The 24,119-nt window shown below is 67.0% G+C and carries 30 protein-coding genes; 11 read left to right on the top strand and 19 right to left on the bottom strand.

Going from position 1 to position 24,119, the window contains the following annotated elements:
• The first annotated feature begins 32 nt into the window (after positions 1 to 32).
• The 5 genes from ROSELON_RS17940 to ROSELON_RS15430 all read left to right on the top strand — a co-directional run bounded on the left by ROSELON_RS17940 (position 33) and on the right by ROSELON_RS15430 (position 3,320).
• Positions 33 to 197, top strand: coding sequence for a DUF2256 domain-containing protein (locus ROSELON_RS17940; protein WP_084613884.1), 165 nt, complete (start codon positions 33 to 35; stop codon positions 195 to 197).
• Positions 190 to 576 carry a RidA family protein gene (locus tag ROSELON_RS15445; protein ID WP_025313209.1) on the top strand — a complete coding sequence of 129 codons (387 nt, stop codon included), beginning with the start codon at positions 190 to 192 and terminating at the stop codon, positions 574 to 576. Before ROSELON_RS17940 ends, ROSELON_RS15445 begins: the two co-directional genes overlap by 8 nt.
• A gap of 112 nt (positions 577 to 688) precedes the next feature.
• Positions 689 to 1,468: a gamma-glutamyl-gamma-aminobutyrate hydrolase family protein gene (locus ROSELON_RS15440; protein ID WP_025313208.1), complete on the top strand. Its 780-nt coding sequence runs from the start codon at positions 689 to 691 to the stop codon at positions 1,466 to 1,468.
• Between the two features lie 139 nt (positions 1,469 to 1,607).
• Positions 1,608 to 1,964: an LCCL domain-containing protein gene (locus ROSELON_RS15435; RefSeq protein ID WP_156945962.1), complete on the top strand. Its 357-nt coding sequence runs from the start codon at positions 1,608 to 1,610 to the stop codon at positions 1,962 to 1,964.
• A 69-nt stretch (positions 1,965 to 2,033) separates the two neighbouring features.
• The gene (locus tag ROSELON_RS15430; RefSeq protein ID WP_156945961.1) at positions 2,034 to 3,320 is read left to right on the top strand and encodes a thioredoxin domain-containing protein; all 1,287 of its coding nucleotides are present in this window, start codon (positions 2,034 to 2,036) and stop codon (positions 3,318 to 3,320) included.
• Between the two features lie 9 nt (positions 3,321 to 3,329).
• On the opposite strand, the gene ROSELON_RS18855 is transcribed toward ROSELON_RS15430, so the two are convergent.
• The 7 genes from ROSELON_RS18855 to ROSELON_RS18480 all read right to left on the bottom strand — a co-directional run bounded on the left by ROSELON_RS18855 (position 3,330) and on the right by ROSELON_RS18480 (position 9,093).
• Complete coding sequence (locus ROSELON_RS18855; protein ID WP_245605364.1) at positions 3,330 to 3,797, bottom strand: hypothetical protein; 468 nt, start codon at positions 3,795 to 3,797, stop codon at positions 3,330 to 3,332.
• The gene (locus ROSELON_RS15420; RefSeq protein ID WP_025313204.1) at positions 3,794 to 4,351 is read right to left on the bottom strand and encodes a DUF2953 domain-containing protein; all 558 of its coding nucleotides are present in this window, start codon (positions 4,349 to 4,351) and stop codon (positions 3,794 to 3,796) included. The genes ROSELON_RS18855 and ROSELON_RS15420 overlap by 4 nt, the downstream gene beginning before the upstream one ends.
• A 4-nt stretch (positions 4,352 to 4,355) precedes the next feature.
• A complete protein-coding gene (locus ROSELON_RS15415) occupies positions 4,356 to 4,724 on the bottom strand; it encodes a GerW family sporulation protein (RefSeq protein WP_025313203.1) in 369 nt (122 codons plus the stop codon).
• An 81-nt stretch (positions 4,725 to 4,805) separates the two neighbouring features.
• Positions 4,806 to 6,404, bottom strand: a complete 1,599-nt coding sequence (locus tag ROSELON_RS15410; RefSeq protein ID WP_025313202.1) for an ATP-dependent DNA ligase — start codon at positions 6,402 to 6,404, stop codon at positions 4,806 to 4,808.
• Positions 6,401 to 7,288 (bottom strand): alpha/beta hydrolase, encoded by an 888-nt coding sequence (locus ROSELON_RS15405; protein WP_025313201.1) that lies wholly within the window; start codon positions 7,286 to 7,288, stop codon positions 6,401 to 6,403. The genes ROSELON_RS15410 and ROSELON_RS15405 overlap by 4 nt, the downstream gene beginning before the upstream one ends.
• Positions 7,281 to 8,303 carry a ligase-associated DNA damage response exonuclease gene (locus tag ROSELON_RS15400; RefSeq protein ID WP_038650490.1) on the bottom strand — a complete coding sequence of 341 codons (1,023 nt, stop codon included), beginning with the start codon at positions 8,301 to 8,303 and terminating at the stop codon, positions 7,281 to 7,283. Before ROSELON_RS15400 ends, ROSELON_RS15405 begins: the two co-directional genes overlap by 8 nt.
• A gap of 103 nt (positions 8,304 to 8,406) precedes the next feature.
• Positions 8,407 to 9,093 carry a sulfotransferase family 2 domain-containing protein gene (locus tag ROSELON_RS18480; protein WP_025313199.1) on the bottom strand — a complete coding sequence of 229 codons (687 nt, stop codon included), beginning with the start codon at positions 9,091 to 9,093 and terminating at the stop codon, positions 8,407 to 8,409.
• Positions 9,094 to 9,306: 213 nt separating this feature from the next.
• Here ROSELON_RS18480 and ROSELON_RS18475 point away from each other — a divergent pair, with 213 nt between their 5' ends.
• Positions 9,307 to 10,005 (top strand): sulfotransferase family 2 domain-containing protein, encoded by a 699-nt coding sequence (locus ROSELON_RS18475; RefSeq protein ID WP_025313198.1) that lies wholly within the window; start codon positions 9,307 to 9,309, stop codon positions 10,003 to 10,005.
• A gap of 4 nt (positions 10,006 to 10,009) precedes the next feature.
• Here ROSELON_RS18475 and ROSELON_RS15385 read toward each other — a convergent pair whose 3' ends face one another.
• From ROSELON_RS15385 to ROSELON_RS15360, 6 genes are read right to left on the bottom strand one after another with little or no spacing between them, the layout of a single operon-like run.
• Positions 10,010 to 10,681 carry a glycosyltransferase family protein gene (locus ROSELON_RS15385; RefSeq protein ID WP_051508427.1) on the bottom strand — a complete coding sequence of 224 codons (672 nt, stop codon included), beginning with the start codon at positions 10,679 to 10,681 and terminating at the stop codon, positions 10,010 to 10,012.
• Positions 10,682 to 10,731: 50 nt separating this feature from the next.
• Positions 10,732 to 11,379 carry a sulfotransferase family protein gene (locus tag ROSELON_RS15380; protein ID WP_038650487.1) on the bottom strand — a complete coding sequence of 216 codons (648 nt, stop codon included), beginning with the start codon at positions 11,377 to 11,379 and terminating at the stop codon, positions 10,732 to 10,734.
• A complete protein-coding gene (locus ROSELON_RS15375; protein WP_025313196.1) occupies positions 11,376 to 12,017 on the bottom strand; it encodes a sulfotransferase family 2 domain-containing protein in 642 nt (213 codons plus the stop codon). The genes ROSELON_RS15380 and ROSELON_RS15375 overlap by 4 nt, the downstream gene beginning before the upstream one ends.
• Before the next feature lie 13 nt (positions 12,018 to 12,030).
• The gene (locus ROSELON_RS15370; protein ID WP_025313195.1) at positions 12,031 to 12,792 is read right to left on the bottom strand and encodes a hypothetical protein; all 762 of its coding nucleotides are present in this window, start codon (positions 12,790 to 12,792) and stop codon (positions 12,031 to 12,033) included.
• 33 nt (positions 12,793 to 12,825) lie between these two features.
• Positions 12,826 to 13,797, bottom strand: a complete 972-nt coding sequence (locus tag ROSELON_RS15365; protein WP_025313194.1) for a mitochondrial fission ELM1 family protein — start codon at positions 13,795 to 13,797, stop codon at positions 12,826 to 12,828.
• Positions 13,794 to 14,951 carry a glycosyltransferase family 4 protein gene (locus ROSELON_RS15360; protein WP_025313193.1) on the bottom strand — a complete coding sequence of 386 codons (1,158 nt, stop codon included), beginning with the start codon at positions 14,949 to 14,951 and terminating at the stop codon, positions 13,794 to 13,796. Before ROSELON_RS15360 ends, ROSELON_RS15365 begins: the two co-directional genes overlap by 4 nt.
• A 210-nt stretch (positions 14,952 to 15,161) precedes the next feature.
• Between ROSELON_RS15360 and ROSELON_RS15355 the strand changes: the two genes are divergently transcribed.
• Complete coding sequence (locus ROSELON_RS15355; RefSeq protein ID WP_025313192.1) at positions 15,162 to 15,950, top strand: phosphatase domain-containing protein; 789 nt, start codon at positions 15,162 to 15,164, stop codon at positions 15,948 to 15,950.
• Here the strand turns inward: ROSELON_RS15355 and ROSELON_RS15350 are convergent.
• From ROSELON_RS15350 to purB, 3 genes are all read right to left on the bottom strand, one after another.
• Positions 15,947 to 17,020, bottom strand: a complete 1,074-nt coding sequence (locus ROSELON_RS15350) for a FliG C-terminal domain-containing protein (protein WP_198020767.1) — start codon at positions 17,018 to 17,020, stop codon at positions 15,947 to 15,949. The two genes, ROSELON_RS15355 and ROSELON_RS15350, sit on opposite strands and share 4 nt — an antisense overlap.
• Before the next feature lie 203 nt (positions 17,021 to 17,223).
• Positions 17,224 to 17,391, bottom strand: coding sequence for a hypothetical protein (locus ROSELON_RS18260; protein WP_156945958.1), 168 nt, complete (start codon positions 17,389 to 17,391; stop codon positions 17,224 to 17,226).
• Between the two features lie 144 nt (positions 17,392 to 17,535).
• Entirely contained in the window at positions 17,536 to 18,843 is a 1,308-nt protein-coding gene (gene purB, locus ROSELON_RS15345) for an adenylosuccinate lyase (protein WP_025313190.1), read from the bottom strand.
• A 156-nt stretch (positions 18,844 to 18,999) separates the two neighbouring features.
• Between purB and ROSELON_RS15340 the strand changes: the two genes are divergently transcribed.
• The 4 genes from ROSELON_RS15340 to ROSELON_RS15325 all read left to right on the top strand — a co-directional run bounded on the left by ROSELON_RS15340 (position 19,000) and on the right by ROSELON_RS15325 (position 21,474).
• On the top strand, positions 19,000 to 19,602 hold the full coding sequence (locus tag ROSELON_RS15340) for a DEAD/DEAH box helicase family protein (protein ID WP_025313189.1): 603 nt from the start codon (positions 19,000 to 19,002) through the stop codon (positions 19,600 to 19,602).
• Positions 19,603 to 19,711: 109 nt separating this feature from the next.
• The gene (locus ROSELON_RS15335; protein ID WP_025313188.1) at positions 19,712 to 20,089 is read left to right on the top strand and encodes a hypothetical protein; all 378 of its coding nucleotides are present in this window, start codon (positions 19,712 to 19,714) and stop codon (positions 20,087 to 20,089) included.
• Entirely contained in the window at positions 20,086 to 20,517 is a 432-nt protein-coding gene (locus ROSELON_RS15330) for a DUF6314 family protein (RefSeq protein WP_025313187.1), read from the top strand. The genes ROSELON_RS15335 and ROSELON_RS15330 overlap by 4 nt, the downstream gene beginning before the upstream one ends.
• A 99-nt stretch (positions 20,518 to 20,616) precedes the next feature.
• Positions 20,617 to 21,474 carry a hypothetical protein gene (locus ROSELON_RS15325; RefSeq protein WP_025313186.1) on the top strand — a complete coding sequence of 286 codons (858 nt, stop codon included), beginning with the start codon at positions 20,617 to 20,619 and terminating at the stop codon, positions 21,472 to 21,474.
• Between the two features lie 3 nt (positions 21,475 to 21,477).
• Here ROSELON_RS15325 and ROSELON_RS15320 read toward each other — a convergent pair whose 3' ends face one another.
• The 3 genes from ROSELON_RS15320 to ROSELON_RS15310 all read right to left on the bottom strand — a co-directional run bounded on the left by ROSELON_RS15320 (position 21,478) and on the right by ROSELON_RS15310 (position 24,027).
• Positions 21,478 to 21,903, bottom strand: a complete 426-nt coding sequence (locus tag ROSELON_RS15320) for a hypothetical protein (RefSeq protein WP_025313185.1) — start codon at positions 21,901 to 21,903, stop codon at positions 21,478 to 21,480.
• 88 nt (positions 21,904 to 21,991) lie between these two features.
• Complete coding sequence (locus ROSELON_RS15315; RefSeq protein WP_025313184.1) at positions 21,992 to 22,615, bottom strand: class I SAM-dependent methyltransferase; 624 nt, start codon at positions 22,613 to 22,615, stop codon at positions 21,992 to 21,994.
• Positions 22,616 to 22,803: 188 nt separating this feature from the next.
• Complete coding sequence (locus ROSELON_RS15310; RefSeq protein ID WP_025313183.1) at positions 22,804 to 24,027, bottom strand: methyl-accepting chemotaxis protein; 1,224 nt, start codon at positions 24,025 to 24,027, stop codon at positions 22,804 to 22,806.
• Positions 24,028 to 24,119: the final 92 nt, after the last annotated feature.

Genomic DNA, 24,119 nt, shown 5'->3' with positions numbered 1-24,119 from the left:
GAACAGACCGGAGGGAGGACGCCGTGGGAAAGATGCGCAGAAAGTCGGATCTGCCGCAAAAGGACTGCGCGCAATGCGGGCGCCCCTTTGCCTGGCGCAAGAAATGGGAGAAGGTCTGGGACGAGGTGCGCTATTGTTCGGACCGGTGCCGGGCCGACGCCAGGCGCGGGCGCAAGGCGGAGGGGCGTGATGGCTGACAGGCTGATTTCGACGGGGTCGCCCTTTGAGGCCGAGATCGGCTATTCGCGGGCGGTTGTGGCCGATGGCTGGGTGTTCGTCGCAGGTACGACCGGGTTCGACTACGCCACGATGGAGATCGCCGAGGATGTGGCGGCGCAGGCCGAGCAAGCCTTTCGCACCATTTCCGCCGCGTTGCAGGAGGCGGGGGCGTCGATGGCCGATGTGGTGCGGGTGCGCTACATCCTGCCCGTGGCCGCGGATTGGCCCGCCTGCTGGCCGGTGACGCGCAAATGGCTGGGCGCGGTGCGGCCGGCCTCGACGATGATGGTCGCGGCGTTGCAGGACCCGCGCATGAGGATCGAGATCGAAGTGACCGCACGCCTGCCGCACCCCTAGCCCTGTGCAACGGCGTCGGGTGGTCTGTGCGGGCCGTGGGCGGGCTGTCCCTTTGCGCGCGCGCCCACTTGGGCTATATCGCCAAAGGCGCAGGTTTCGCGAAAGGACAGTCATGGCCCGGCCCGTCATCGGCATCATCGGCAATCATCACCTCGTCAATGACGAGTATCCGACCCATGCGGGCGGCACGATGAACTCCGAAGCGATCGCCGCGGTGGCCGATTGCATGCCGCTGTTGATCCCGGCCGATCCGCGTTTCGTCGGCACCGACGAATTGCTGGCGGCCTGCGACGGGTTCCTGTTCACCGGCGGGCGGCCCAATGTCCACCCCGAGGAATACGGCGAGGACGCGACCGAGGCGCATGGCGCCTTTGACCGCGCGCGGGACGCCGTGGCGCTGCCCCTGATCCGGGCCTGTGTCGAGCGCGGCCAACCCATCCTGGGCGTCTGCCGCGGATTTCAGGAAGTCAACGTCGCCATGGGCGGCACGCTCTACCCCGAGATCCGCGATCTGCCGGGGCGCATGAACCACCGCATGCCCCCCGATGGCACGATCGAAGAGAAATTCGCCCTGCGCCACACCGTGACCTTCACCGAGGGCGGACCGTTCCATCGGCTGTTGGGCGCGACCGAGGTGATGACGAACACGCTGCATGGGCAGGGCATCAAGTCGCCCGGCGCACGCATCGTCATCGACGGCCACGCGCCCGACGGCACACCCGAGGCCACCTATGTCAAGGATGCGCCCGGCTTCACGCTGTCGGTGCAATGGCATCCCGAGTACCGCGCCGCGACCGATCCGGTCAGTCGCCCGCTGTTTGCGGCATTCGGGGCGGCCGCGCGTGAATGGCAGGCGAAAAGGCGCCCGGTATCGGTGGCCGAGGTTGCCTGATCCACGCCATGGAACGGCGGGCCGATCCCTGCCGCGGCAATCCTGACGTTCGCGACTTCGCGATCCGAGGCACCCTTGCGGGGTGTGCGGCATCTCGTGTGCGGCCCGCGCGGTCAGGTTGTGCAAAGGAAAGTGCAAGTTGGTCCGTTCATTTGTTGGCGCCATGCTGGCGGTCGCGGGGCTGGCGGCGCCGGCCCTTGCGGATTGGACCGCATCGCCCCAAAGCATGGGGCTGGCCGGGCAGGTCGGTCAGGGGTTTCCCTATCAATGCCCGCCAACCGGCGCGGTGTCGCAGGTGATCTGGGGCTCGGGGCATTACACCTCCGACAGCGCGATTTGCCCCGCTGCGGTGCATGCCGGGCGCATCGATGTGGCCCCGGGCGGGGTGGTCTCGGTCGTGGTGACCGGGCCGCAAACGGCCTATGGCGGCATCAGCCGGTTTGGCGTCACCAGCAATGCCTATGGCGCGTGGGACCAAAGCTATGGCTTTCGCTGAGATGAGGCGCGCCGCCATCCATTGAGGTGGATCAAGGAGCGTGCCGTGGCCGCGTGGTGACATCGCGCCATGACACAGCCCGTGCCAAGAACCTGGGTCGGGTCGCCTTGCCGGGACGCCTTTTATGGGCGACGGGTGGCGCGGGGCGCGGCCGCCTTGACCGTCTGGGTGGTGATGGTCTTTGCCCTGCTCGCGCCATCCCCCGGCGGCGCGCAGACGCCCGAGGTTCGGGCCTATGTCTTCTGGCAGCAGGGCTGCCCCTATTGCGAGCTTGCCCGCGAGGCCCTGCGCGCGTTGAGTGCCGAAATGGACGGCGTACAGGTGGGCGAGATTGAACTGGGGGCCTCGCTCGAGGCCAACCTTCTGTTTCGCGAGGTGGCCGGACGCCTCGAGATCGCGTCGCCCGCCGTACCGCTTTTCGTGGTGGGGCCGCGCTACCAGATCGGATTTGCCCGCGATGGCAGCACGCGCGAAACCTACCGGCAGATGATCGCGGCCTGTCGCGATGCCCTGTGCCCCGACGTGGTGGCCGGCGCGCGCCATGCCGCGGCCGGCACGCCCCAGACGCACCCGCCGGCCCCTGCGCCGTCAGCGCCCCAGGCGCCCGCGCTGGAGCGGCGCGTGAGCCTGCCCCTTTTGGGCGAGGTCGATCTGGGCGACCTGTCGCTGCCCGCGCTGACGGTGGCCCTTGCTGCCGTAGACGGGTTCAACCCATGTGCGATGTGGGTGCTGGCCCTGCTGATCGGGTTCTTGCTGGGCGTGCGCGAGCCGTGGCGCATGTGGACCCTCGGCGCGATCTTTCTGCTGACCACCGCGGCGATGTATTTCGCGGTGATGGCCGCATGGCTGAACATCGTGATGTGGCTGGGCGCGCTGTCGTGGCTGCGGTTGGTGATCGGTGCGCTGGCGCTGGTGGCGGGGGGCTATTACCTGCGGGAATACTGGACCAACCCCGAGGGTGTGTGCCGGGTCACCCCATCGGCGCGGCGGCAAACGATCCGCGCGGCGTTTCAGCGGCTTGTCGAGGAGCCCAACATCGTGATCGCGGGCCTTGGCATTGCCGTGCTGGCGGTGGGGGTGAACCTGATCGAACTGGCCTGTTCGGCGGGCATCCCCGCGATCTACACCCAGACCCTTGCGATGCACGATCCCGCGCCTGCGGCCTCGTTGGGCTACCTGGCCCTCTACATCGCGGTTTTCCTGCTGGACGACACGGCCATCTTTGTCGTCGCGATGGTGACGTTGCGTGCCGTCTCGGGCAGTGGGACGCTGTCGCGCCTGTCGCACCTGGTCGGCGGGATCGTCCTGCTGGGGCTCGGGGCGCTGATGATCCTGCGCCCCGATCTGCTGAGCTAGGCGCGCGGGTCAGGTCGATTTGGGGCCGCGCAATTCCTTGATATGGGCGCGGATCTTGTCCCATTTCTCGGCGTCTTCGGCGTTGCCCTCGTCACGCGCCGCGGCGGCCTTTTGTGCGGCTTCGGCCTCGGCCTTGTCGCCATGGGCGTCGTAGAGCGCATGCGCGTACTGGATGATGTCCTTGGTCTGCATGTGGGGTCCTCCTTGGTTGATCAGATCGGGTGTCAGGCGGTCCCGCGCGCCGGGGCAGAGCGCGTCGAGCGTGGCAAGCGTCATGGGGCGCCCGTCAGGTTCCGTGGCGACAAGGCCCCCCGGTGTACGGATCACGATAGCAAGGGGGCGTTTCGCGGCCAAGCCGACGACGCGTCCGGACGGAGGCGCGCCGGGCATCACCTCCAGCACGACCTCTTCCACGGCGGCGACGGTGACGGGGCCGCAGTGGCGCACCGGGCCAAGGGAGACGCGCCGCTGCCTCATGCCGCCCCCTTGGAGAACAGCATCCCGCGATTGACCCAGGCGAAGCGCAGTCCGCTGCCCAGCAGCCGGTCGGGCCGAATGGCCAGTGTGCCGGCGGCGGTCATATCGAAAATCCGCGTCGCGAAATCCGGTACGATCTCGATCCGGTGCATGGCCTGTCCGGGCCCGTAGACGAAAGGGGCCAGACAGCCCCAGAGGACGCCCGTATCCGCAGGGTCGCCGGTGCCGATCCGCCCCACAAGGTCCAGATTGCGCACGCGAAAGGCCGAGATCACACCGGACACAAGCGCACCAAGGCCCCGAAGGGACCGGGCTTGGCCGACATGATGCGCCGCCCGTCGCGGCACCGCCCGTTTCGGTTTGTCGGGTGGCTGCCCATCGCGCTTTGGCCCGCCCGTCAGGGGGATGGCAGGCGCATGGCCTGCCAACAGCCGCAGCTCGGCATGGAATTCGGCCGGCGATGTCCGTATGCGAAACCGCAGGTGCCACGGCAGCAGGATCACCAGCACCGCGGCCCCGAGAACCGCCGCAAGAATGCCGAGCGCGACCGCCATGCGCTCAGGCGTCTTCGTCCTTGTCCGCGCCGCGGCCCATGGCGCGGCCCGCCGTTTCGGCCAGAACGGTCGCGACCGAGGTCATCGCGCCCTTGACTGCTTCGACGCGGGCGCCGTTCTGGTCGATGATGATCGCGCCCAGGGGCTTGATCCCACCGCCCGCGCCCGCGCCGCCGCCCTGGCCCTGGGTCGGGCCCTTGCCGGCGGTGCCGGTGCCTTCGCCACCGCCCGCGCCAAAGCCGAAGCCGTAGCTGACGATGGGAATGACCGTGGCGCCGTCGCGTTCGATCGGGTCGCCGAGCACGTTCTTGGGGTTGAGCAACTTGTCCAGTTCCTCGACCGTCGATTTCAAAAGCGCGTCCACATTCGTCATGGCAACCTCCATGCCTGCCGAGAAAAGACGCCCATATGTTGCGGATGAAATGACCGAGTCGCCTTGATGCAGGTCAGGGCATCAGCCGTATTGCGCCAACATCGCCTTGAGGTCGTCCAGCGTGTTGGCCTCGGACACGGGCTTGTCCTGTCGCCAACGGGCCATGCGGGGAAAGCGCAATGCAACGCCGGACTTGTGGCGCGGGCTTTCCTGGATGCCTTCGAAGGCGATCTCGAACACGTGGTGTGGCTTGACCGCCCGCACGGGGCCGAAGCGGTCGGTCGTGTTCTTGCGCACCCAGGCGGTGATCTTGCGAAACTCGGCGTCCGTCAGGCCGGAATAGGCCTTGGTGAAGGGCACAAGCGCGTCCCCGTCCCAGACGGCGAATGTGAAATCGGTATAAAGGGTCGCCCGACGCCCCGAGCCGGCCTGCGCATAGATCATCACCGCGTCGATGGTCAGGGGATCGACCTTCCATTTCCACCAGTCGCCTTTCTTGCGGCCGGCAAGATAGGGCGCGGCGCGGCGTTTCAGCATCAGTCCCTCGGCCCCGATCTCGCGGCTGATGGCGCGGGCCTCGGCCAGATCGCCCCATGTGTCCGCCGCGACCGACGGGGACAGGCGCAATGGCGCGCCCTCGGGCAAGTCTTGTACAAGACGGTCGAGCTGCGCGCGCCGCTCGGACAGGGGCCGGTCGCGCCAATCCGCGCCGCCCCATTCCAGCAGGTCATAGGCCATGACGATGACGGGGGCCTCTTTCAGCAGCTTTTTCGGCACCGTCTTGCGCCCGATGCGCGGCTGCAACCGGGCAAAGGGCAGGGGGCGCTTGCCCTCGGCATCCCAGGCCAGCACCTCGCCGTCGATCACGGTCCCCTCGGGGACGAAATCGCGCAACTGCGCCAGTTCCGGGAAGCGGTCGGTCATCAGATCCTCACCGCGCGACCACAGCCAATGCTCGCCCCCGCGCAGGATCAGCTGGCCGCGGATGCCGTCCCATTTGCGCTCGGCCAGCCATTCGGTGACATCGCCCAGATCCTCGGGCGCATCCTCCAACTGATAGGCGAGGTAGAACGGGTAGGGGCGCGACAGGTCGGCGGTCGGGTCGGGCGCCTCGATCAGGGAGTTCCAGGTCACGCTGTCGGGCGACCAATCGCCCATCAGCCGGTGGGTCAGTTCGGCCTCGTCGATGCCGGTGGCCTGCGCCAGCGCACGGGTCATCAGTTTCTGGCTGACCCCCATGCGCCAGCCGCCTGTCAGCAACTTGTTGAAAACAAATCGCTCCACCGGTCCCAAACTGTCCCAGGCGTCCAGGATGGCCGCCTTGCGCGCGTCATCCTCGGCCCCGTCCAGCGCGCGCAGACGGGCGATCCAGTCGGCCAGGCTGAGGTCGGCCTCGCGCGTGTTGGGGGGCAGGACCAGCGCGATGGTCTCTGACAAGTCGCCTACCACGGGGTAGCACGCCTCGAACAGCCAAAGGGGGATGCCCGCGCGCTCGGCCGCCCATTCGCGCAGCTTGGTCGTGGTAATCGTTCGGCGCGGGCGGCGGCCCGACAAAAGCGCGATGCACCACAGGCGGTCGGCCTCGGGGGCGTTGCGGAAATAGGCCGCCAGCGCCTCGGTCTTGGCCTTGGTCGAGGTGGTCTGATCCAGCCGCGTGAACATCGCGGCAAAGTGTTTCATCGCGCCGAAGTCTCCTTGATCCAGGCGCCCATCTCGGCGCAGGCGCGGGTGCCTGCGGGCGTCGTGCCGGCGCGCAACTGCCAGACATGCTGCACCCCGTGCCACAGGTCGAGCCGTGTGCCGGGCACATGCTCGGCCAGGGCGCGGGCGTCCTCGGCCAGTGCCTCGCCATCATTGGCCTGCACCATGATCGGCGGCAGGCCGGACAGGTCACCCTTCAGCGGGCTGAGGCGCGGATCGGCCGGGTCGGCCCCGTCCAGGTAGGCGTCGAAGACCCGCTTGGCCCAGGCCGCGGGGATCAGGTATTCGGCGGGGGCCGCATCGGCGCGGGCCTGAATGTCGCCGGTCAAATCCAGCGCCGGGGCGATCAGGGCGATGGCGCGCGGCAAGGGCAGCCCCGTGTCGCGCGCGGCCATCGCGGTCACCATCGCAAGGTTGCCACCCGCGCTGTCGCCGGCGATGGCCGCAGGCGCATCGCCCGCGTCGCAATGGCTGCGATAAGCTGTAAGGATGGCCTCGGCGGCGGCGGGAAAGGGATGCTCGGGGGCCAACGGATAGCCCGGCATGTGCAGGCGCATGCCGGCGGCCGCCGCGATATGGCTGGCCAGGGCGAGGTGGGTGCGCGGGCTGCCGATGGTAAAGCCGCCGCCGTGAACATAGAACAGCAGCGGCGCGTCGGGGCCCACGCCCCGCGGCGTCACGATCAACCCGTCGCGCCGATCGCTTTCCACCGATGTGCCGCGCGGTGTCTTGCCCCCCATCAGGACCGAGACGGCAAATAGCACCCGCAGCGCCTTTTGCGACGGGACATAGGCCAGCGTCGGCTTGTCCACGTAACGCGCCATGTCGCGAAAAAGCCGATCCGTGAAGGTCAGGTCAGTCATCTTGGGTCCTTGTGTTGTCGGTATCCGTTTCATCCAGGGTTTCGCCCCCGAATTCCGTTTCGACCACCCCGGCGTCATAGCCCTGCTCGGACAGCCACCGCGAAAACTGCGCCGTGTAGCCGTGGGTGACATAGACGCGGGATGCCCCGGTGGCGGCGATGGCGCTGTTCAGACCGTCCCAATCGGCATGGTCGGACACGACAAAGCCCCGGTCGGCCGCCCGCCTGCGTCGCACACCGCGCAGACGCATCCACCCCGAGGCAAAGCCGGTCGAGACCGGCCCAAGCTTGCGCATCCAGGCGGACCCCAGCGCCGAAGGGGGCGCCAGCACCATCGCGCCGGGAAATTGCTTGAGGTCCGTGTCTGCCGTGATCTGGACGGTCTCGGGCAGGGCGATCCCCTGGTCGCGCAGCACCTGCGTGACGGCCTCGACCGCGCCATGGGTCAGGATCGGGCCGAGGGAGGCCTCAAGCAGCCGCAGGATGCGCTGTGCCTTGCCCAAGGCATAGACGCCGAGGACGGCACGCTTGCCCGCCGCCGCGCTGTCGGCCCACCACTGGTTCAACTCGGCGGCCAGGACGTCCTGCAGTGTCCAGGTGTAGATCGGCAGGCCAAAGGTAGATTCGGTGATGAAGCTGTGGCAGCGCACCGGCTCGAACGGCTCGGACAGGCCGTCATCGACGGTCTTGTAATCGCCCGAGGCGACCCAGACCTCGCCCCCCACCTCGACACGGATCTGGGCCGAGCCGGGGACATGACCGGCGGGGTGGTAGCTGATCCGTGCATCGCCGATCTGGTGAACCGCGCCATAGGGGGTGGTTTGCAGGCGAATATCACCCAGACGGTGGCGGATCACCGGCGCGGCGGCCTCGGTCGCCAGGTAGGCTCCATGGCCCCAGCGGGCATGATCGGCATGGCCGTGCGTGATCAGCGCGCGCTTGACCGGCCGCCACGGGTCGATATGGGCATCGGCCGCCGGGCAGTAGATGCCAGCTTCGGTGAATTCCAGAACCATGGGGGGGATATAGGCACGAACAGCCCCCGGAACAGCCGCCCTTACGCGCCTTGCCCCGTGACCGAGGCGTAAAGCGCGATGTCATCGGCGTAGAGGCGCCGGATCACGGCCATTTCCTCGTCCCCGATCTTGTCGCGGGCGGATTTCGCCCCGGTCCGGCCGGTATGTTCTGGGTCAGCCCGTCGTAGCGACCGAAGACCTCTTCGCAGATCTCGCGCAGCCCGGCCTCGAGATCCTCGATCACATAGACCTTGTAGTCCGACAGAGTGCCGGGGATCAGCTCGACCTGCGGCAGGAAATGCGCGTTGGTGTAGAAATGATTGGCTTCCAGCGCCTGCAGGAACTGCAAGAAGGTCGGCGGCGTCACCTCGTCCCCGGCGAATTTGAAGCGGCGCAGAAAGCTTTTGCCGAACCCCTTGTCCTTCCAGCCGGAAAGCGCGCGCACCACCGGATCGCGCAGGAAAACGATCTTCTTGGCATCCCGGAACTGTTCGGGCGTGGGGATGCGGTTGAAGATGTTCTTGGCCAGCCGCCCCTCGTCATCCTGCCGATGCACCCCGGCATGGGTCGCCAGCGTCTTGGCGATGGTGGAATTGGCGTTCTTGGGGATGCGGGCGTAATACATCCCCTGCTTGGGAAAGTAGAAACAGCGCGACAACACCGCATTCCTGGCGTGGTCGGGTGTGTTGGCCAGCATCGGGTGATCGTGCGGGGTGGCATAGGGCGACAGCACGCGGGCGTTGTGGCGATCGCTGATCGCACGGTGGTAGAGGAGGCGCAGGCTCTTCATCGGGGCATCACCGGGGGGATGTGGCGCTGTCTTCGCGCGCGGTGTGAATTGCGGGGGTGATAACGATCCGGTCTGCGCAAGACAAGCGGCGGGGCGGCGCGGCCAACTGGACAAGCGGCGGGGCGGCGCGGCCAACTGGACAAGCGGCGGGGCGGCGCGTAAGCCTGCGGGCGCCGCCGGGCCGTCATGGCCGCCCTCAAACCGCCTTGCGCCATGATCATTTCGCACCGCCACGCATTCATCTTTCTCAAGACGCAGAAGACGGCCGGCAGCAGTGTCGAGCTGGCGCTGTCGGAAATCTGCGGCCCCGACGACGTCATCACACGAATGAATGCCGAGGAACGCGGCGACAGCGACCTGCGGCGCGGGCCGCAGAATTTCGACGTGCCGCCTGCCTACCGCCCCTGGGGCGCGGCCCTGCTGCATCGGCTGGGCGCGCGGGCGCGGCGGTCGGGCTTTTCCTATTTCCAGCATATGCCCGCCGCCCTCGTGCGTCGGCGCATGAACCCCGCGCAGTTCGATGCCTACCGCAAGGTGACCATCGTGCGGAACGCCTGGGACCGCGAGGTATCGCTTTATTTCTGGGCGACGCGACGGTTGAGCGACAAGCCGAGCTTTGACAGCTTCGTGCGCCGCCGCGTCTGGCGCCCCGAAATGAAGACCTTCGAGATCTACGCGATCAAGGGCCACAGCGTTGCCGATACCGTCCTGCGCTACGAAACCCTGGCCGAAGATTTCGCGGCTTTCGTGCAGAGCCTCGGGGTCGAACAGGTGCCAGAATTGCCGCGCGCCAAGGGCAATTTCCGCGCCAAGGCCAAGCGCGACTACCGCGACTTCTATACCGACGAGACAGCCGAAATCGTGCGCCGACGCTATGCGCGCGAGATTGCGCTGTTCGGGATGGCGTTCTGAGACCTCAAGCCTTGCCGCGCATCTTGTCCCACGCGTGTTTCAGCTTGCTTGTCTTCTGACTTTTGTAATCCGGGTAATGCAGGATCTTGGGATGCGCCTCGTTCTCGTCCCAGACCTCGAGATACTTGGCGTATCGGATGTTGTATTCCGGCGGCAGGATGAAAAGGCGCAGGTCCGACAGCCAGATCAATTCCCGCAACGTGACCTGATCGCGGGTGAAGCCCGCGCCGTGATAGGCCTCGGCCCAGTCACGCAGCATCGCCTTGACGGCGTCGGAATTGCGAAACAGCAGCACGCCCCCGTTCATCTGGGGAAAGCATTTCGGGATTTCGGTGCGCCAGGTCTGGTTGGTCGAGGGACGTTCGCGCGAATGGGCGTGATTGGCGCAGATGTCGAACCGGTCCAGCAGTTCGAACAGGTTCGAGATATCGGCGACAATGCGCGTATCGCTGTCGAGGTAGAGCACCCGGTCAAAGCGGCTTTGCCAGATGTAATCGACCTTGGATCGTTTGTGCGGGTTCTCGATGACATGGACCTGATCGAACAGCCTGTCCTCGACCGTATCCGGCGCATCGCAATACAGGTCGATGGCCACGCCGGGGCTGTTTTCCCGGACCGAGCGGGCCGAGGCGCAGGCATCGGCGACGAAATCGGCCCCGGCGGCAATGTAGATCACGCCGCGTGTGTCGTGGTCTCGGGCACGGGATGTCCTTTTCGTTGCGCAGGTCAGGGAAGGCGCGCGTAGATCGGGGCGATCAAGGCGTTCAGCTTGCGGTTCAGCGCCCGCTTTCCCCGGGCCGTCTTGTTGCGATGCGGCGTGGGCATGTCCGTGGGCACCGGGTGGCCGAGGAACGGGCACAGCTTGTCCCAGCTGTCGCCTTGTTCGAGGCAGAACTCGGTGAAAAGATGTGGCTTGTCGGCGAAAAAGGCCCGCGCGGCGGCGTTGTGATCGCGGTAGAGTTTGGTGAACTCTGCCTTGCGTCCAAAGGGCCGGTAGTAGCCATAGGCATCTTTCATCGATTTCGTCAGGCCGGTGCCATAGCCGTGCTGCTCGATCGAGCGGAACCAGGTGTCCTCATCGCGCCGCACCGTCAGGATGAACCGCGCGCGGTCGCCGTAGATGTCGTGGGCTTGGCGATAGACAAGCGGCCAGGGCCAATCCTCGAAGGCGTCGTATTCCTCCATCACCGGCAGCGCGGCCTCTGGATGGCCCGCGCGGATCTTGGCCAGCAGGGTCTTGGACGGGCCGCGTACGCGGTATCCCAAGGTCGTGAGCATGTCCTTCATCGTCGTCGTGCCCGTCTTGGACAGGCCGATGACAAAGACCTTTTCCGCCGGGGCGGCGTTCGTGTGAGAGTCTGTCGTGGTCATCATGGGATCATATCGGCGCTCAGCCCCGCCTCCAACAGGGCGTCGCGCCCCATCTCGTAGCCGTAGCGCGCGAAATCCTGCGCATAGACCGTTTCGATACGCGCCAGATCGCGCGCGGTGAAGGCAAAGTCGCGCCTGGGCGAGGGTTTTTCACGGATCGAGGTGGCGGGCGCAGGCGTGCCCAAGCGCTCGGCCAGCGTGGCGATGCAGGTATCCACGCCATCCTCGAACCGGAACACCTCGGCGCCCGGCAATTCAAATTCGTGCTGCGGGCGGAAATGGTTGTCGCGGTAATACGGGTTCAGGGCGCGCCGCGTCAGCGTATAGCGCAGCCAGCCCGAAAAGCTCAGCCTGTCGCGCAGCCAGCCACGCTTTCGCATCTGGTAGCGGTATTCGCTGGCGATACGGGCGACGGGGTGGCGCACCAGCATCACATTCAGATCGGCCTTGTCGACCTCGACCATCGCCGCCAGCGCGTCGGAATGCAGATGCTGCATCGAACAGGGAAAGCCCCTGATCCGACGATCCGATTTCAGCCCCATCATCCCGTGATCCGACAGATACCGCTCGACCGACGACCCGCCGGTCTTGGGCACATGGGCAAAGACGACCACCTTGCCTTGGATGACGGCGATGGGCATGGCCTCTCTCCGCTCAGCGCCAGTGCTCGGCGATCCAGGGGGTGGGGCGCACGTGTTTATACAACTTTTTCCACGCAGCGCGCACTGGCCATTCGCCGCGCGCGGCCTCGTCGATATCGGGCTTGCCGGTGAAGGCAACGGTGATCGCATCCTCGGGCAGGCGCGGCGTCTGGAAAAAGCGCAGAGGCCAGGGCGGCACCAGCGAATGCTTGAAGGACAGGACCCACGCGCCGGGGAAAAACGCGACCTCGCCCAGGGTGCGGCAGACAAAAGTCTGGCTGTTGCGATACAGATCCATCATCGCGCCGGGATCGGGGCGAAAGCGGTCCCACACCTCGGTCAATTCGCCGACGTTGAAGCGAAAGACCGACATGTTGCCAATGCCTTGGCCCTTTTGCGTCCAGTTCTCGGCCACGACGAAACGCGCCTCGGGCTTGTGATCGAAGAGCGGGTCGATCGAGCCGGTGACCAGCAGGTCAAGATCCAGATGCAGCAGCGGGCCGGTCAGGTCGTCGAGTGTCTCCTGAAACAGGAACATCCGGCGGAACGGGTGAAAGCGCATCCGCTCGGGCAGGTCGAAGGGCGGCATGGGCTTGACCTCGACTCCCTCGCCGATGCCGGTGGGGTCGTCGGTGAAACAGACGAACCGCAAGGGGCGCGCGGTGTTGCGGCTGACCATGCGGTACATCCGGTTGACGTATTCGGGGCCGTAGCGATCGCCCCATTTCAGGCAGATCACGGTTTGACGGGGGTCGTTGGGCTGGCTTTGGGTCATCGCGACGTTCCTTCCCGTGTGCGGGGCGTGACGTCAAGCGGTCTTGCGAGGGCGGCACGCGTGAAACCGCATCAGGATCTCGCCTGCAACCTGGTCCGTGGGGTCGAGGGGCGGGTAGGGCGCGCCGCCAATCTCGCCCGGAAAGGGGCGGATCACGGCGGATTTGGACAGGATGTCGTAGTAGCGCGTCATCTTGGCGTGCCCGCCCGTCGGGTGAAACAGATGGATGGGGCGGCCCGTGGCGGCGGCCTCGCCCACCATGTTGGTGGAATCGGCCGTGGCCACGATGGAGTCGGCAAGCGCCAGCATCGCAGTCAGGGGATTGTCGCCCGAGCCATCCCAGACAAAGACGTTTTCGGCGCCCCCCAGATGGGTGAGGGCGGCCGCGAGGGCCGCTGGCGTGCGCCGCGAGAGCGTCACCATCAGCCCCGCGCCACTGTCGGCCAGATCGCGCAAACCCTTGGTCAGGCGCGCGGTGTCGGCCGTGGTGAACTTGTGGTGCCGGCTGTCGCCGCCGATCAGCACGGCGATACGCGGATGGGGCAGGGCCGCCAGCGTGGGCGGCGGCGCGGTGCGCGCCTTGGCCAGTCTTTCGGGCGAGAATCGGTGCGGCAGGACCGGTATGCTGATGGAATTGCGCGCCTCGAACCCGTCATGCTCGGGCACCACGATCAGGTCCGCACCATGCCGCGCGGTGCGGGGCATGCGAAACAGCACGGTGAACGTGTCGGGCGAGACGCGCTTGAGATGGCGCAGATACGGGATCGTGCGCCGCCCCGAGGCCATGCAGATATCGGGGTAGGGCGGGGCCAGAGGGCTTCCCGTGCGCGCCGGTCCCTCGGCCGGGTCGATCGGGCCGAATGGGGCCAGCAGTTCGAACGGTTTGCGCGGGGCCACCTGTCGCAGATCATACGCCCAGCCCGCCCGCTCGGCGACGCCGATCATCGGCACGGCATGCCCGATCCGGCCATCGCCCAAAATCCAGACCCTTGGGGCGGCGCTCATGCCGGGCGCCCTTGGGCAAGGGCGCGGCGGTAGCCTTCGATCTCGGCGGCCAGCGTGTGGCGCGTGGTGAAATGGGTCAGCACATGGGTGCGGCCGGCACGCCCCATTGCCCGCGCGCTATGGGGGTCGGACAGGGCCACGCGAATGCGCGCAGCGAGGGCGACGGCATCGCCGGGGGGAAACAGCCAGCCGGTCTTGCCATCGACCAACGTTTCCAGCGTGCCGCCATGGGCCGCCCCGATCACGGCGGTCTGCATCGCGCCGGCCTCGATCACCGAGCGGCCGAACGCCTCGGGCGCGGTCGAGACGGAAAAGGCCAGATCGGCGCTGGCCAGGATCTGCGGAATGTCGGCGCGGCTGCCGGTGAAGGTGACGCGACCCGCCAGCGGCCCCTGGGCGACGCGGGCCTTCAAGTCGGCCTCCAGCGTCTGCGAGTCCGCGCCGCCAATACAGGCCAGATGCCAGGGCCGGTCTGTCACCTGCTCGAGCGCGTCGAGCAGCAGGGCATGCCCCTTCCACCGGCTGATCCGGGCGACCAGCACCAGGAGCGGCTGCACATGGTCGCCAAACCCCGCCCCCAGTTCCGCGCGCAGCATGTCGCGGTCCTCGGCCGGGACGGTGGTGGGATCAAAGCGCGCGGGGTCCACCCCGCGCGGGGCGACAAGGACGCGCTGCCGATCCACGCCATAGACGCGTTCAAGATGGTCGCGGATGAAGTGCGAATTGGCGATGACGACGGGGCCGCGCAGCATCGCGCTGTTATACCAGCGCTTCAGCACGCCCTTGTGCCCGTAGACGCCATGAAACGTCGTCAGGAAGGCCGGCTTGCGCCGCGCGATCCGGCTGGCGCGCCAGCCGACCCAGGCGGGCGCCCGGCTGCGGGCGTGGAGCACGTCGATCCCGGTCGCATCGATCCAGCGGGCTAGGGCGCGCGCGTTGGCGGCGATGGCCAGCGGCGACTTGCGCCCGATCTCCAGCCGCAGATGTCCGCCGCCGAGGGCAAGCAGATCGTCCTCAAGCCGCCCGCCCGCGCTGACCACCCAGTTTTCCACACCTTCGGAAGACAGGTGCGCGGCCATTTCCAGCGCACTGCGTTCGACACCGCCATCGCCGAGGGCCGGTACCAGTTGGGCCACGCGCATGCCATGTTCCATCGCTTGCCTCATCTTTTGTCCCGTCTCTAGGCGCTAAGCCCGCCCGAGAGAAGGGGCCGCCGCATTCCGCCCGCCGAAAAAACCCGCGCCGCCCGAGGTCACGGCCATGTTGAACCGCTGCGGTTCCTGCTTTACGAGGGCGCGCAGGCCGTGTCCGGGCCGCCCGGCAACGGGGGATCGGTCGGCGCAGGTGCAAGGCAGACGCGCAACATGACCCACACGCCCCGACCAGGCCCCCCGGCCGAGATCGACACAACCCAGACGCCACAGGCGCCCGAGACACCCGACGCGCGCGCCGCCCGCAAGGCCGCCAAGGGGCGGTCCGCTAACAAGACGCTCAACCGGTGGCTGCGCGATGCGTTCTCGCATCGTATCGACACGCCCGCGCAGCGCCGCCTGAGCCATGTCTACACCCAGTTTTTCGACCATGCCGTGCTGCGCGCTTTGTGGCACAATTTCGCACAGGTCGCGCCGGCGCTCTACCGGTCGAACCATCCCAGCCGCCGGCGGTTGCAGCGCTACCGTGATCTGGGGATCACCCATGTGCTGACCCTGCGCGGCGGGCAATCGGTGGCGCCCTACCTGTTCGAGGCCGAGGCCTGCCGCGATTTCGGCATGGTGTTCCTGCAAATCCCGCTGTCGGCGCAACGCGCGCCCAAGCGCGTGCGCCTGCTCAGTCTGCTCGACCTGTTCGACGAGATCGAGTCGCCCCTTCTGATCCACTGCAAATCCGGGGCCGACCGCACGGGCCTGGCGGCGGCGATGTACCTGATTCACAAGCAGGGGGTACCGGCGCAAGAGGCCAAGCGCGAGCTTTCCTTGCGCCGGCTGCATGCCAAATGGTCCAAGGCCGGGGTTCTGGACCTGTTCATGGCCGATCTGGCGGCGGCCGAGGCGCGCGGCGTTCCCATGCGGCGGTGGATCGAGACCGAATACGACCAGGATGACACCAACCGGCGGTTTCGCGCCATGGGCCTGGCCGAGCGGCTGCGCCTTTAGTCCTCGGGCGGGATCAGACGAATTTCGCCCTCTTCCTCCAGGGCACGGATGGCCGCGACGATCTCGGCCATGGCGGCCTCGCCCTCGGCCTCGCGCGGGGTCGGGGTGGCCTCGGCCTCGTCGCGCAGCTGTTCGGCCATGCGTTTCGACATGTTTTCCAGCAGGAATTCGACCGTGATCGGGGCGGCCTGCAGGCCAGCGGCCAGCGCCAGGTTCAGCGCATCGGGTTCGACCCGGCGCAGGATGCGCGGCACATCGGTGGGGTCCACCCGCTTTGGAATGTGCAGGAAGGTGAAGATCGCGCGGCGGACCTCGGCGGCGAAAACCGCGTCGCGCTCGTCCAGCCCTTCGAGGAGCTGGTCGCGTGCGCTGGCCGTCACCGCGTTGAGAATCGCGCCGACCCGGTCCACCGGGCTGGCGCGAAAGGCGGGCTGCGGTGTGGTCGTCATTTGCTGGAACAGATGCTCGCCGATGCGGGTGACCATCTCGGGCGTGACCGTGGCGGTCAGCGCGACCGCGTGGGCGATGACCTGCGCGCGATCGGGTGGCAGATCGGCCAGCAGGCTGGCGGCCTTGGAGACCCCCAGTTTGGACAGAAGGATCGCGCAGACCTCGGCACTTTCGCGTTCCAGCAATGGGCGCAGGCGGTCCGCCTCCATCGCGGCCAGACGCGCCCATGGGTCGGTGGCATCGCCCAGCTCGGCCTCGGCGCGCAGCCCGTCGCGCGCGATGGGCGAGATATGTCCATCGAGTAGCGACAGCGTGTCGCTCAGCCCGGCGGGAAAGGTCAGCGCCAGATGATCGAGGCGCCCTGTGAAGTCACGCACCACCTGGGCCAGCGTGGCGCGGTCGATATTGCCAAGACCCGCCATCGTGCGCGCCAGTTGCGCCTGCTGCGCGGGCGTCAGACGGTCCAGCCCGGGCGAGACGCCCTGGCTGAGCAGAAGCCGCACGATCACGGCGGCTTTTTCGCGGGGCGACAGGGCACGCGGCGTGATTTCGCGCGCCTCAGTGTCGGTCCTGTCATCACTTGTGTCGATACCGCGCGGCGCGGCGAAATCCTGCCTCATGCCCATGTCATCCACCCGTTTTGCGCCAATTGGCGCGTCGCTCACCCAATGGGCACTATCGGGCCAAGCCCTTAAGACGGGTTTGACACGATGGGTCGGATTGATCGGCGTTTTCCTAAAATATCAGGGGTCGGACATGAAAACCCCCGCGTGCGGGACATCTCCCGACGCGGGGGTAGAATGGCGCGAGGCCCGTGGCAGGGTCAGCTGCTGACGGTGGGCACGCAAGCCTGGCTATCGGCGTCCCAGGTGCTGCCCTGGGCGCAGCTCATGGTCATGTCATGGCTGCTGCCCCAGCTGCATTCGGCCATGGCGAGGCCGGGGGCGGCCATCAGGGCGGCGGCGGCCAGCAAGGTCTTGATCTTGGTCATCTCGCGTCTCCTGTCGGAAAGGATCTGGTCGTCGTGTGCAGAACGAAGCGTAGCATGACGCAGCGGAAAGGCAAAAAAGAACCTGCCCCTGTGTCACCGCGGGGCAGGTTCGGTGCCTTTTTTCCAGGCAGGAGGGGTGGCCGATCAGCTTTCGCCGAAGACCCGCTGAAAGATCGTGTCCACATGCTTGGTGTGATAGCTCATGTCGAATTTCTCGTTGATGGCATCCTCGCCAAGGGCTGCGACGACCTCTTCATCGGCCAGCAGCAATTCGCGGAAATCGAGGCGTTCTTCCCAGACCTTCAGCGCGTTGCGCTGCACCATGGAATAGGCATCCTCGCGCGAGACACCGGCCTGTGTCAGGGCCAGAAGGACGCGCTGGCTCATCACCAGACCGGCGAACTTGTTCATATTCTCCAGCATGTTCTCGGGAAAGATCAGCATCTTGTCGATCACGCCCGCCAGACGGTTCAGGGCGAAATCCAGCGTCACGGTTGCATCCGGCCCGATACCGCGCTCGACCGAGGAATGCGAGATGTCGCGTTCATGCCAAAGCGCGACATTTTCCATCGCCGGGATCACGGTCATGCGCACCAGCCGGGCCAGCCCGGTCAGGTTCTCGGTCAGGACCGGGTTCTTCTTGTGCGGCATGGCACTGGAGCCCTTTTGCCCCATCGAGAAAAACTCGGCCCCTTCCAGCACCTCGGTGCGCTGCATGTGCCGGATCTCGATCGCGATATTCTCGATCGAGCTGGCGATCACGCCCAGCACGGCAAAGAACATTGCGTGGCGGTCGCGCGGGATGACCTGCGTGCTGATCGGCTCGGGGCGCAGGCCCAGCTTCTCGCAGACATGCTCTTCGACGCGCGGATCGATATTGGCAAAGGTCCCGACCGCGCCCGAGATCGCGCCGGTGGCGACCTCGTCCCGGGCGGCTTGCAGGCGCGCCTTGCCCCTGTCCATCTCGGCGTAGAAGCGGGCGAATGTCAGGCCCATGGTGGTCGGTTCGGCATGGATGCCGTGGCTGCGGCCCACGCGGACGGTCATCTTGTGTTCGAAGGCGCGTTTTTTCAGCGCGGCCAGCACCTTGTCCATATCCGCCAGCAGGATGTCGGCGGCGCGCACCAGCTGCACGTTCAGGCAGGTGTCCAGCACGTCCGAACTGGTCATGCCCTGGTGGACGAAGCGCGCCTCCTCGGACCCGACATGCTCGGCGAGGTGCGTCAGAAAGGCGATGACGTCATGCTTGGTGACGGCCTCGATCTCGTCGATGCGGGCCACGTCGAACTCGACATCCTTGGCTTTCCAGACGGCATCGGCGTTTTCCTGAGGGATCACGCCCAGCCTGGCCATCGCGTCGCAGGCATGGGCCTCGATCTCGTACCAGATGCGGAACTTGGTGGCGGGCTCCCAGATGGCGGTCATCTCGGGGCGGGCGTAACGGGGGATCATCGGCGGGCCTTGCGTTTGAGATTTTCAGGCGCTTTCTTACGGCGCGGGGGGCGGGGCGACAAGGTCGGTGCGCAGATCGTCTGGCACGTGGGCCGCGCGCAGGGCATGGCGGTCGCACGAGGGCCGGATTTCGCCCCTCGACACAGGGGGCAGTGCATGCAGATGGGGCAAGACGGTGCAGGGCGAGGCGTTGTCACGGGGGCCCCGCGTCTCATTCTGCTGTCCGGCGCGCGCGGGGCCGGCAAGACGGTGGCGGCCGCAAGGCTCGGGGCGGCGCTGTCGATGGGGGTGATCCGCCTCGATCGCTACTTCGTGCGCTACAAGACCGTGACCCGGTGCGAGGATACCTCGCGCGAGGCGGCGCGCCTCATCGCCCGGCAACTGATCACCGATTTGATCGATGCCCGGTCCCGCGCGGTCCTGGAAGGTGGCTGGATCCTGCCCAAACTGGCGGCCGAGTTGCGCGACACCCACGGGTTGGAGCCGGTCTTCCTGGGCTTTCCAGGTGCCTGGCCGAAAAAGCGTCTGAAAGCCATCCGCGATGGGGCGCATCTCTCTCCGACCGGGCGCAGCCACAACCTCGCCTGGCTCGACGAGGACGAGGCGCTCGAAATCGTGGGGCGCCAGATCGGGCTGTCGCGGTGGCAGCAGACCATGTGCCGTGACCTCGACATTCCCTATTTCGACATGACCGATTTTTCCGCCGGAAGCGCGGCCATGGCGGCCCATTTCGGCCTTGATGACGACGACGCGGCATGACGCCGGACCATGCGTCGCCCCCGCGTCGAACCGGCCCGCAATCCATCCGGGGCCTTGCGTTGTCGTGCAGACCGTGGGTTTTCTTGGGGGGCAAACCGGGAGGGACAGGGTGCGCGCTGCGAAACAACGGATGCTGATGGCGCTGATGATGCTGGGGCTGGTGGCTCTGCCGGGTGCGGCGCTGGCCCAGTGGCGCACATTGGGCGATGCCGAGATCGAAGGCGTCCTGTCCGGGCGCACGGTGCTTTATGATCGTGTCGGCTGGCAGATTTTCGGCGCGACAGGGCGCACCGTCTTCCGGGCCGAAGAAGCCGCGATGGGGCAGATCAGCGTGGGTGAATGGCGCGTCATCGACAACCGATACTGCCAACGCTGGAGCCGTGTGGCCGACTGGGCCTGCTACACGCTGGATTATGACGGGGCCGACGGCGTCCGGTTTACCGATGCGCTCGGCAACCCCAGTGCCGGGCGGTTCGCGCCGCCGTGATCGGGCTGCAGGATCTCGAGGGGCGCTGGACGCTTGCCCGCGTGATCGAGGATGCGCGCGCCGGACTGACGGGGCATGTCGATGGCCGGGCCGTCTGGCGGCCCGATGGCGTGGGGCTGCGCCAAGAGGAGACGGGCCTTTTGCGCTATGGCGCCGGCGCGCCGATGCGGGCCGAGCGCAGCTATCTCTGGCGTGCGGAGGCAGGCGCGCTCGTGGTCTATTTCGACGATGGGCGTCCCTTTCACCGGGTCGCGAAAGACGCGCTGAGCGACCGGCACTGGTGCGACCCCGATATCTATGATGTCACCTATGATTTCGCGCAGTGGCCGCGCTGGCAGACTGTCTGGCACGTGCGCGGGCCGCGCAAGGATATGGTGATCACCAGCCGGTTTTCGCCCGAAATGGGCGCGATCCCGCCGGGGGCGTGACCCCGGCCGCAGCGGGTGCTGGACAGGGGTGCGGGGCGCTGCGTAGCCTTTGATCGCGACCGCCGGTCCCCGTCCGGCCCGATCCGAGGAGCCTTCGACATGCGTTTCGCCCGCCTCGCCCCGGCCCTCGCCGCTCTCGCGCTTCCCGCTCAGGCGCAGGTCACCGGATATGAATGGGTGTATCTGCGCGACATCCAGGCCAATCCGATGGAGACGGTCATGGCCCTTACCTTGGGTGTTCCGGAAACCGACGACGTCGTTCTGCAGGCGCGATGCGAGTTGACCTCGGGCCCGCAGGTGTCGTTCGACTTTGCGGCTGATCCCGGCCCGATCCCGTTGGAGACCGATGTCAGCTTCACCGTCACGCCCGAGGGGCTGAGCCCGTCGACCGTGCCGGCGACCACGCGGGCCAATGCCTTCATCGGCGGTGTGTTCATCGATCGGGCGCCGACCGACCCGTTCAACCTGGCCCTGGCGGCAGCCCCGGTGCTGAGTTGGGGCATCGACGGGCAACCGGCGGCCACCGTCGATGTCAGCGTCAACCAGCACCTCGTTGGCCGGTTCCTCTATGAATGTGCGCATTTCGGGGACCAGCAGCCTGACCCGGATGGCGTGACGCTGTTTCCTGCGGGGGGCGGCACCGCCGCGGCGCAATCCGGCACGATGGCCTGCGACATGGCTGGACAGGTCGTGTCCACGCCGGGCGGCACGCCGCAGGCGGTGACCTTCGTCAATGCCACCGAAGGCGGCCGCGGTCTGGCCTGGGTCGCGCCCGATGGCAGCCTGCACGACATGGCGTTCGTGGAGGCGGGCGCCTCGGCCCGCTTCGGCACGACGACAGGCGATGTCTGGATGATCCTCGACGGGCCGGGCAACTGCCTCGAGATGTATCGCCCCGTCGCGGGTGTCGACCGGGTCGAGATCGCGCGCCCCGCCGAGGCCTTCGGCGAGGAATGACGCCTAGCGCGCGGGTTGATCCGGCCGTTTCGAGCCGGCGATGATGCGATCGGCCTTCTTGCGCACAAGGACGCTGCGCAGATCGTGCATCGCCAGCAACAGCCGGTCGGTCACATCCTCGAGATCCGCGTCCGAGGCGCGGCTTTGCGCCCAATGCGTGGTGAGGTTCAGGTAATCCACCGCGCGGTGAATGTCGTCGATATCGCGATCCGCCAGAACGGCGCGGCGTTCGCGCATCCACTCTGCGATCACGGCCTTTTCCTCGGCGGTCAGAACGTGGTCGCCATGGGGTTTGACATTGCCGTTGCGGATATTGACCACCGCGATCTCGTCCATCTCGATCCGGCGCTGACGGTTTTCCGTCGAGACGCGGAACACGGCGGCCCCGTTTTCGCGGATGCGGAAATAGAACTCGGGCAGGTCGGACATGAACCCTCGGGGCATGCGGCGAAAAACAACGCGCGAAACCTATGCGCAGCGCGCGGCCCCTGTCAAAGCCAAGCTGGCGCAGCGGGCCTCAGGGCTTGCGGGCACAGACCAGGCGGCCCGGCGGGCTGGCCGGATAGGTGCCGGTCTCGATGATCTCGAACCCGGCGCTCGCGATCTCGGCCTCGAGCGCATCGGCGGTGACAAAACGCATTCTTGGCACCACGCCGGCCCATTGCAGCACGGTCACCACCGCGCGATATTTCAACGATCCGCCAAGGCAGACGGTTTTCGAGACAAAACGCCCGCCCTTGGGCAGAGCGGCATGGATTTGCGCCAGCGTGGCAGGCAGATCGGGCAGCAGATGCAGCAGGTTGAAGGCGCAGACGGCGTCGAACGGCCCGTCGGCCAGGGCCTCTTCGACGCTGGCCTGACGCAGGGTAAGGTTGGACACCCCGGCCTCCTCGGCGCGGCTGCGGGCGATGCGGCACATCTCGCTCGCGTAATCCGAGGCGGTGACATGGGCCACATGCCCCGCCAGGCGGATCGCGGTGGTGCCGGTGCCGCAGCCCAGTTCCAGCACGCGATCCTGCGGGGTCAGATGCGCCAGCACACGGGCCATGGAGGCCTCGTAAGCCTCGGGGTTGCCCATCTGGCGTGCGGCGTAACGGTCCGCGATGCGGTCCCAGAATTCGGGCGGCGAGGGGCGGGGCATGGGCGATCTCCGGTCAGGGTGGGGTCGGGATACGCCCTTTGATCCCGTTGGCAAGGCCGGGTGGGGCCGGTGCGCGCCTGTGTCCTGGTCGTATGGCAGTCCAGGGGCGCGCGGGGCCATCGCCGCATCGCCCCCGGTCGCACGCGGCGTCGCGACGGGTCGGCACCGTCTGGCGCCGTGCCCATCCGTCAGTCCGATCCGATGCCCGTTTCCGGTCGTAGACGGCGCACCAGGTCGCCCGATGTTTCGATGATCCCCTTCAGCCGTTCCTCCAGTCGGGTCATTTCCAGCATCGACGCCTTGAGCGTGTCGCTCCGGTCGCCCAGGTCCGCCAGCTTGCGAAACACGGCCTCGGTCCCGGCGATCTGGGTCTCGGCATTGGCGACGACCTGCTGCAGCTCATCGACGAGGGCGCCAGTGGACCCATCGCCGCGCAGGTCGTGCGCGCGCGTCTGCAGCGTGGCGATCGAGGCGCGGATGGCGTCGAACCACGCATTCGACAGCCGCGGCTCGCGCTTGGCGGCCAGCATCGCCTCGCGTTCGAGGTGCCGGATGTCCGACGAGACGGCATCGATATTGGTGCGCAGATCGCCCTGGATGGCGAGGATGTCGTCATTGGCGCTGACCACCTTGGCCAGCACGGCGTCAAGCTCTTCCACCACGGCGGAAATGCGGTCGAGAAACAGGTTCAGATCGCGCGCCAGCACCCCGAATTCGTCCGAGGTGCGAATTTCGGCCCGATGTCCGATGCTGCTATAGGCCCGGGCCAGGCGGCTGACGGTCGACCGCAGTTCCATCAGCGGCTCCAGCCGCGCGCGCAGGATCAGGAACAGCAGGAAGGAATGCAGCACGATCTTGCCGGCCGACAGGGCCGCAGTCAGCCGGATATCCTTGAGCCAGATCTCGAAATCGCGGGCGAGGTAGTTGCGCACGGTGACCGTTCCCAAGGGGTCGCCGATCGCCGCCTCGGTATGGCAGGCGAGGCAGAAGGCCTCGGCCTCGATGGTGATTTGCGATTCCGCGTGTCGGCCCTCGGGCCATTCGCCGGCCGGAATGCCGCGCGGGACAAAGCCGAACCCGGCCTCGATCGAGCGGATGGTGACGGGCGTGGGTTCGATCGCGATGACATAGCCGAGGTCGGACCAGTTCCGCTCGAGAATGGGATACATGGTGCGCGCGGCCACCGGCCCGCCTTCGTTGCGCATGATCGAGCGCACGTTTTCGGCCAGATCGTCGGCGACAACTGCCGCCTCGTCCGCGCCGTTCGCCCAGAAATTGTAGAAGACCAGCGCCGCCTTCAGCGAGAACTCGACCACCGTGACGATGACCAGCACGGTGAAGAAATCCTTGATCATGTGGATCAGGAAGGATTTGTCGAAACGACCGATGGACGGGTTGTCGTCTTGCAGCATCGCATCCCCCAGCCAGAGCTTGGGTAAGGAGCTAGAGCGACCTGCGACAAAAGGAAGCGCGGTGCGGTCAAAACCGCACGTGCAAGGCGGCG

The sequence above is a fragment of the Roseibacterium elongatum DSM 19469 genome, from assembly GCF_000590925.1.
Taxonomy (GTDB): Bacteria; Pseudomonadota; Alphaproteobacteria; order Rhodobacterales; family Rhodobacteraceae; genus Roseibacterium; species Roseibacterium elongatum.
The sequence above is the reverse complement of the archived record's forward strand: the minus strand, read 5'-3'. Positions and strand labels throughout refer to the sequence as shown.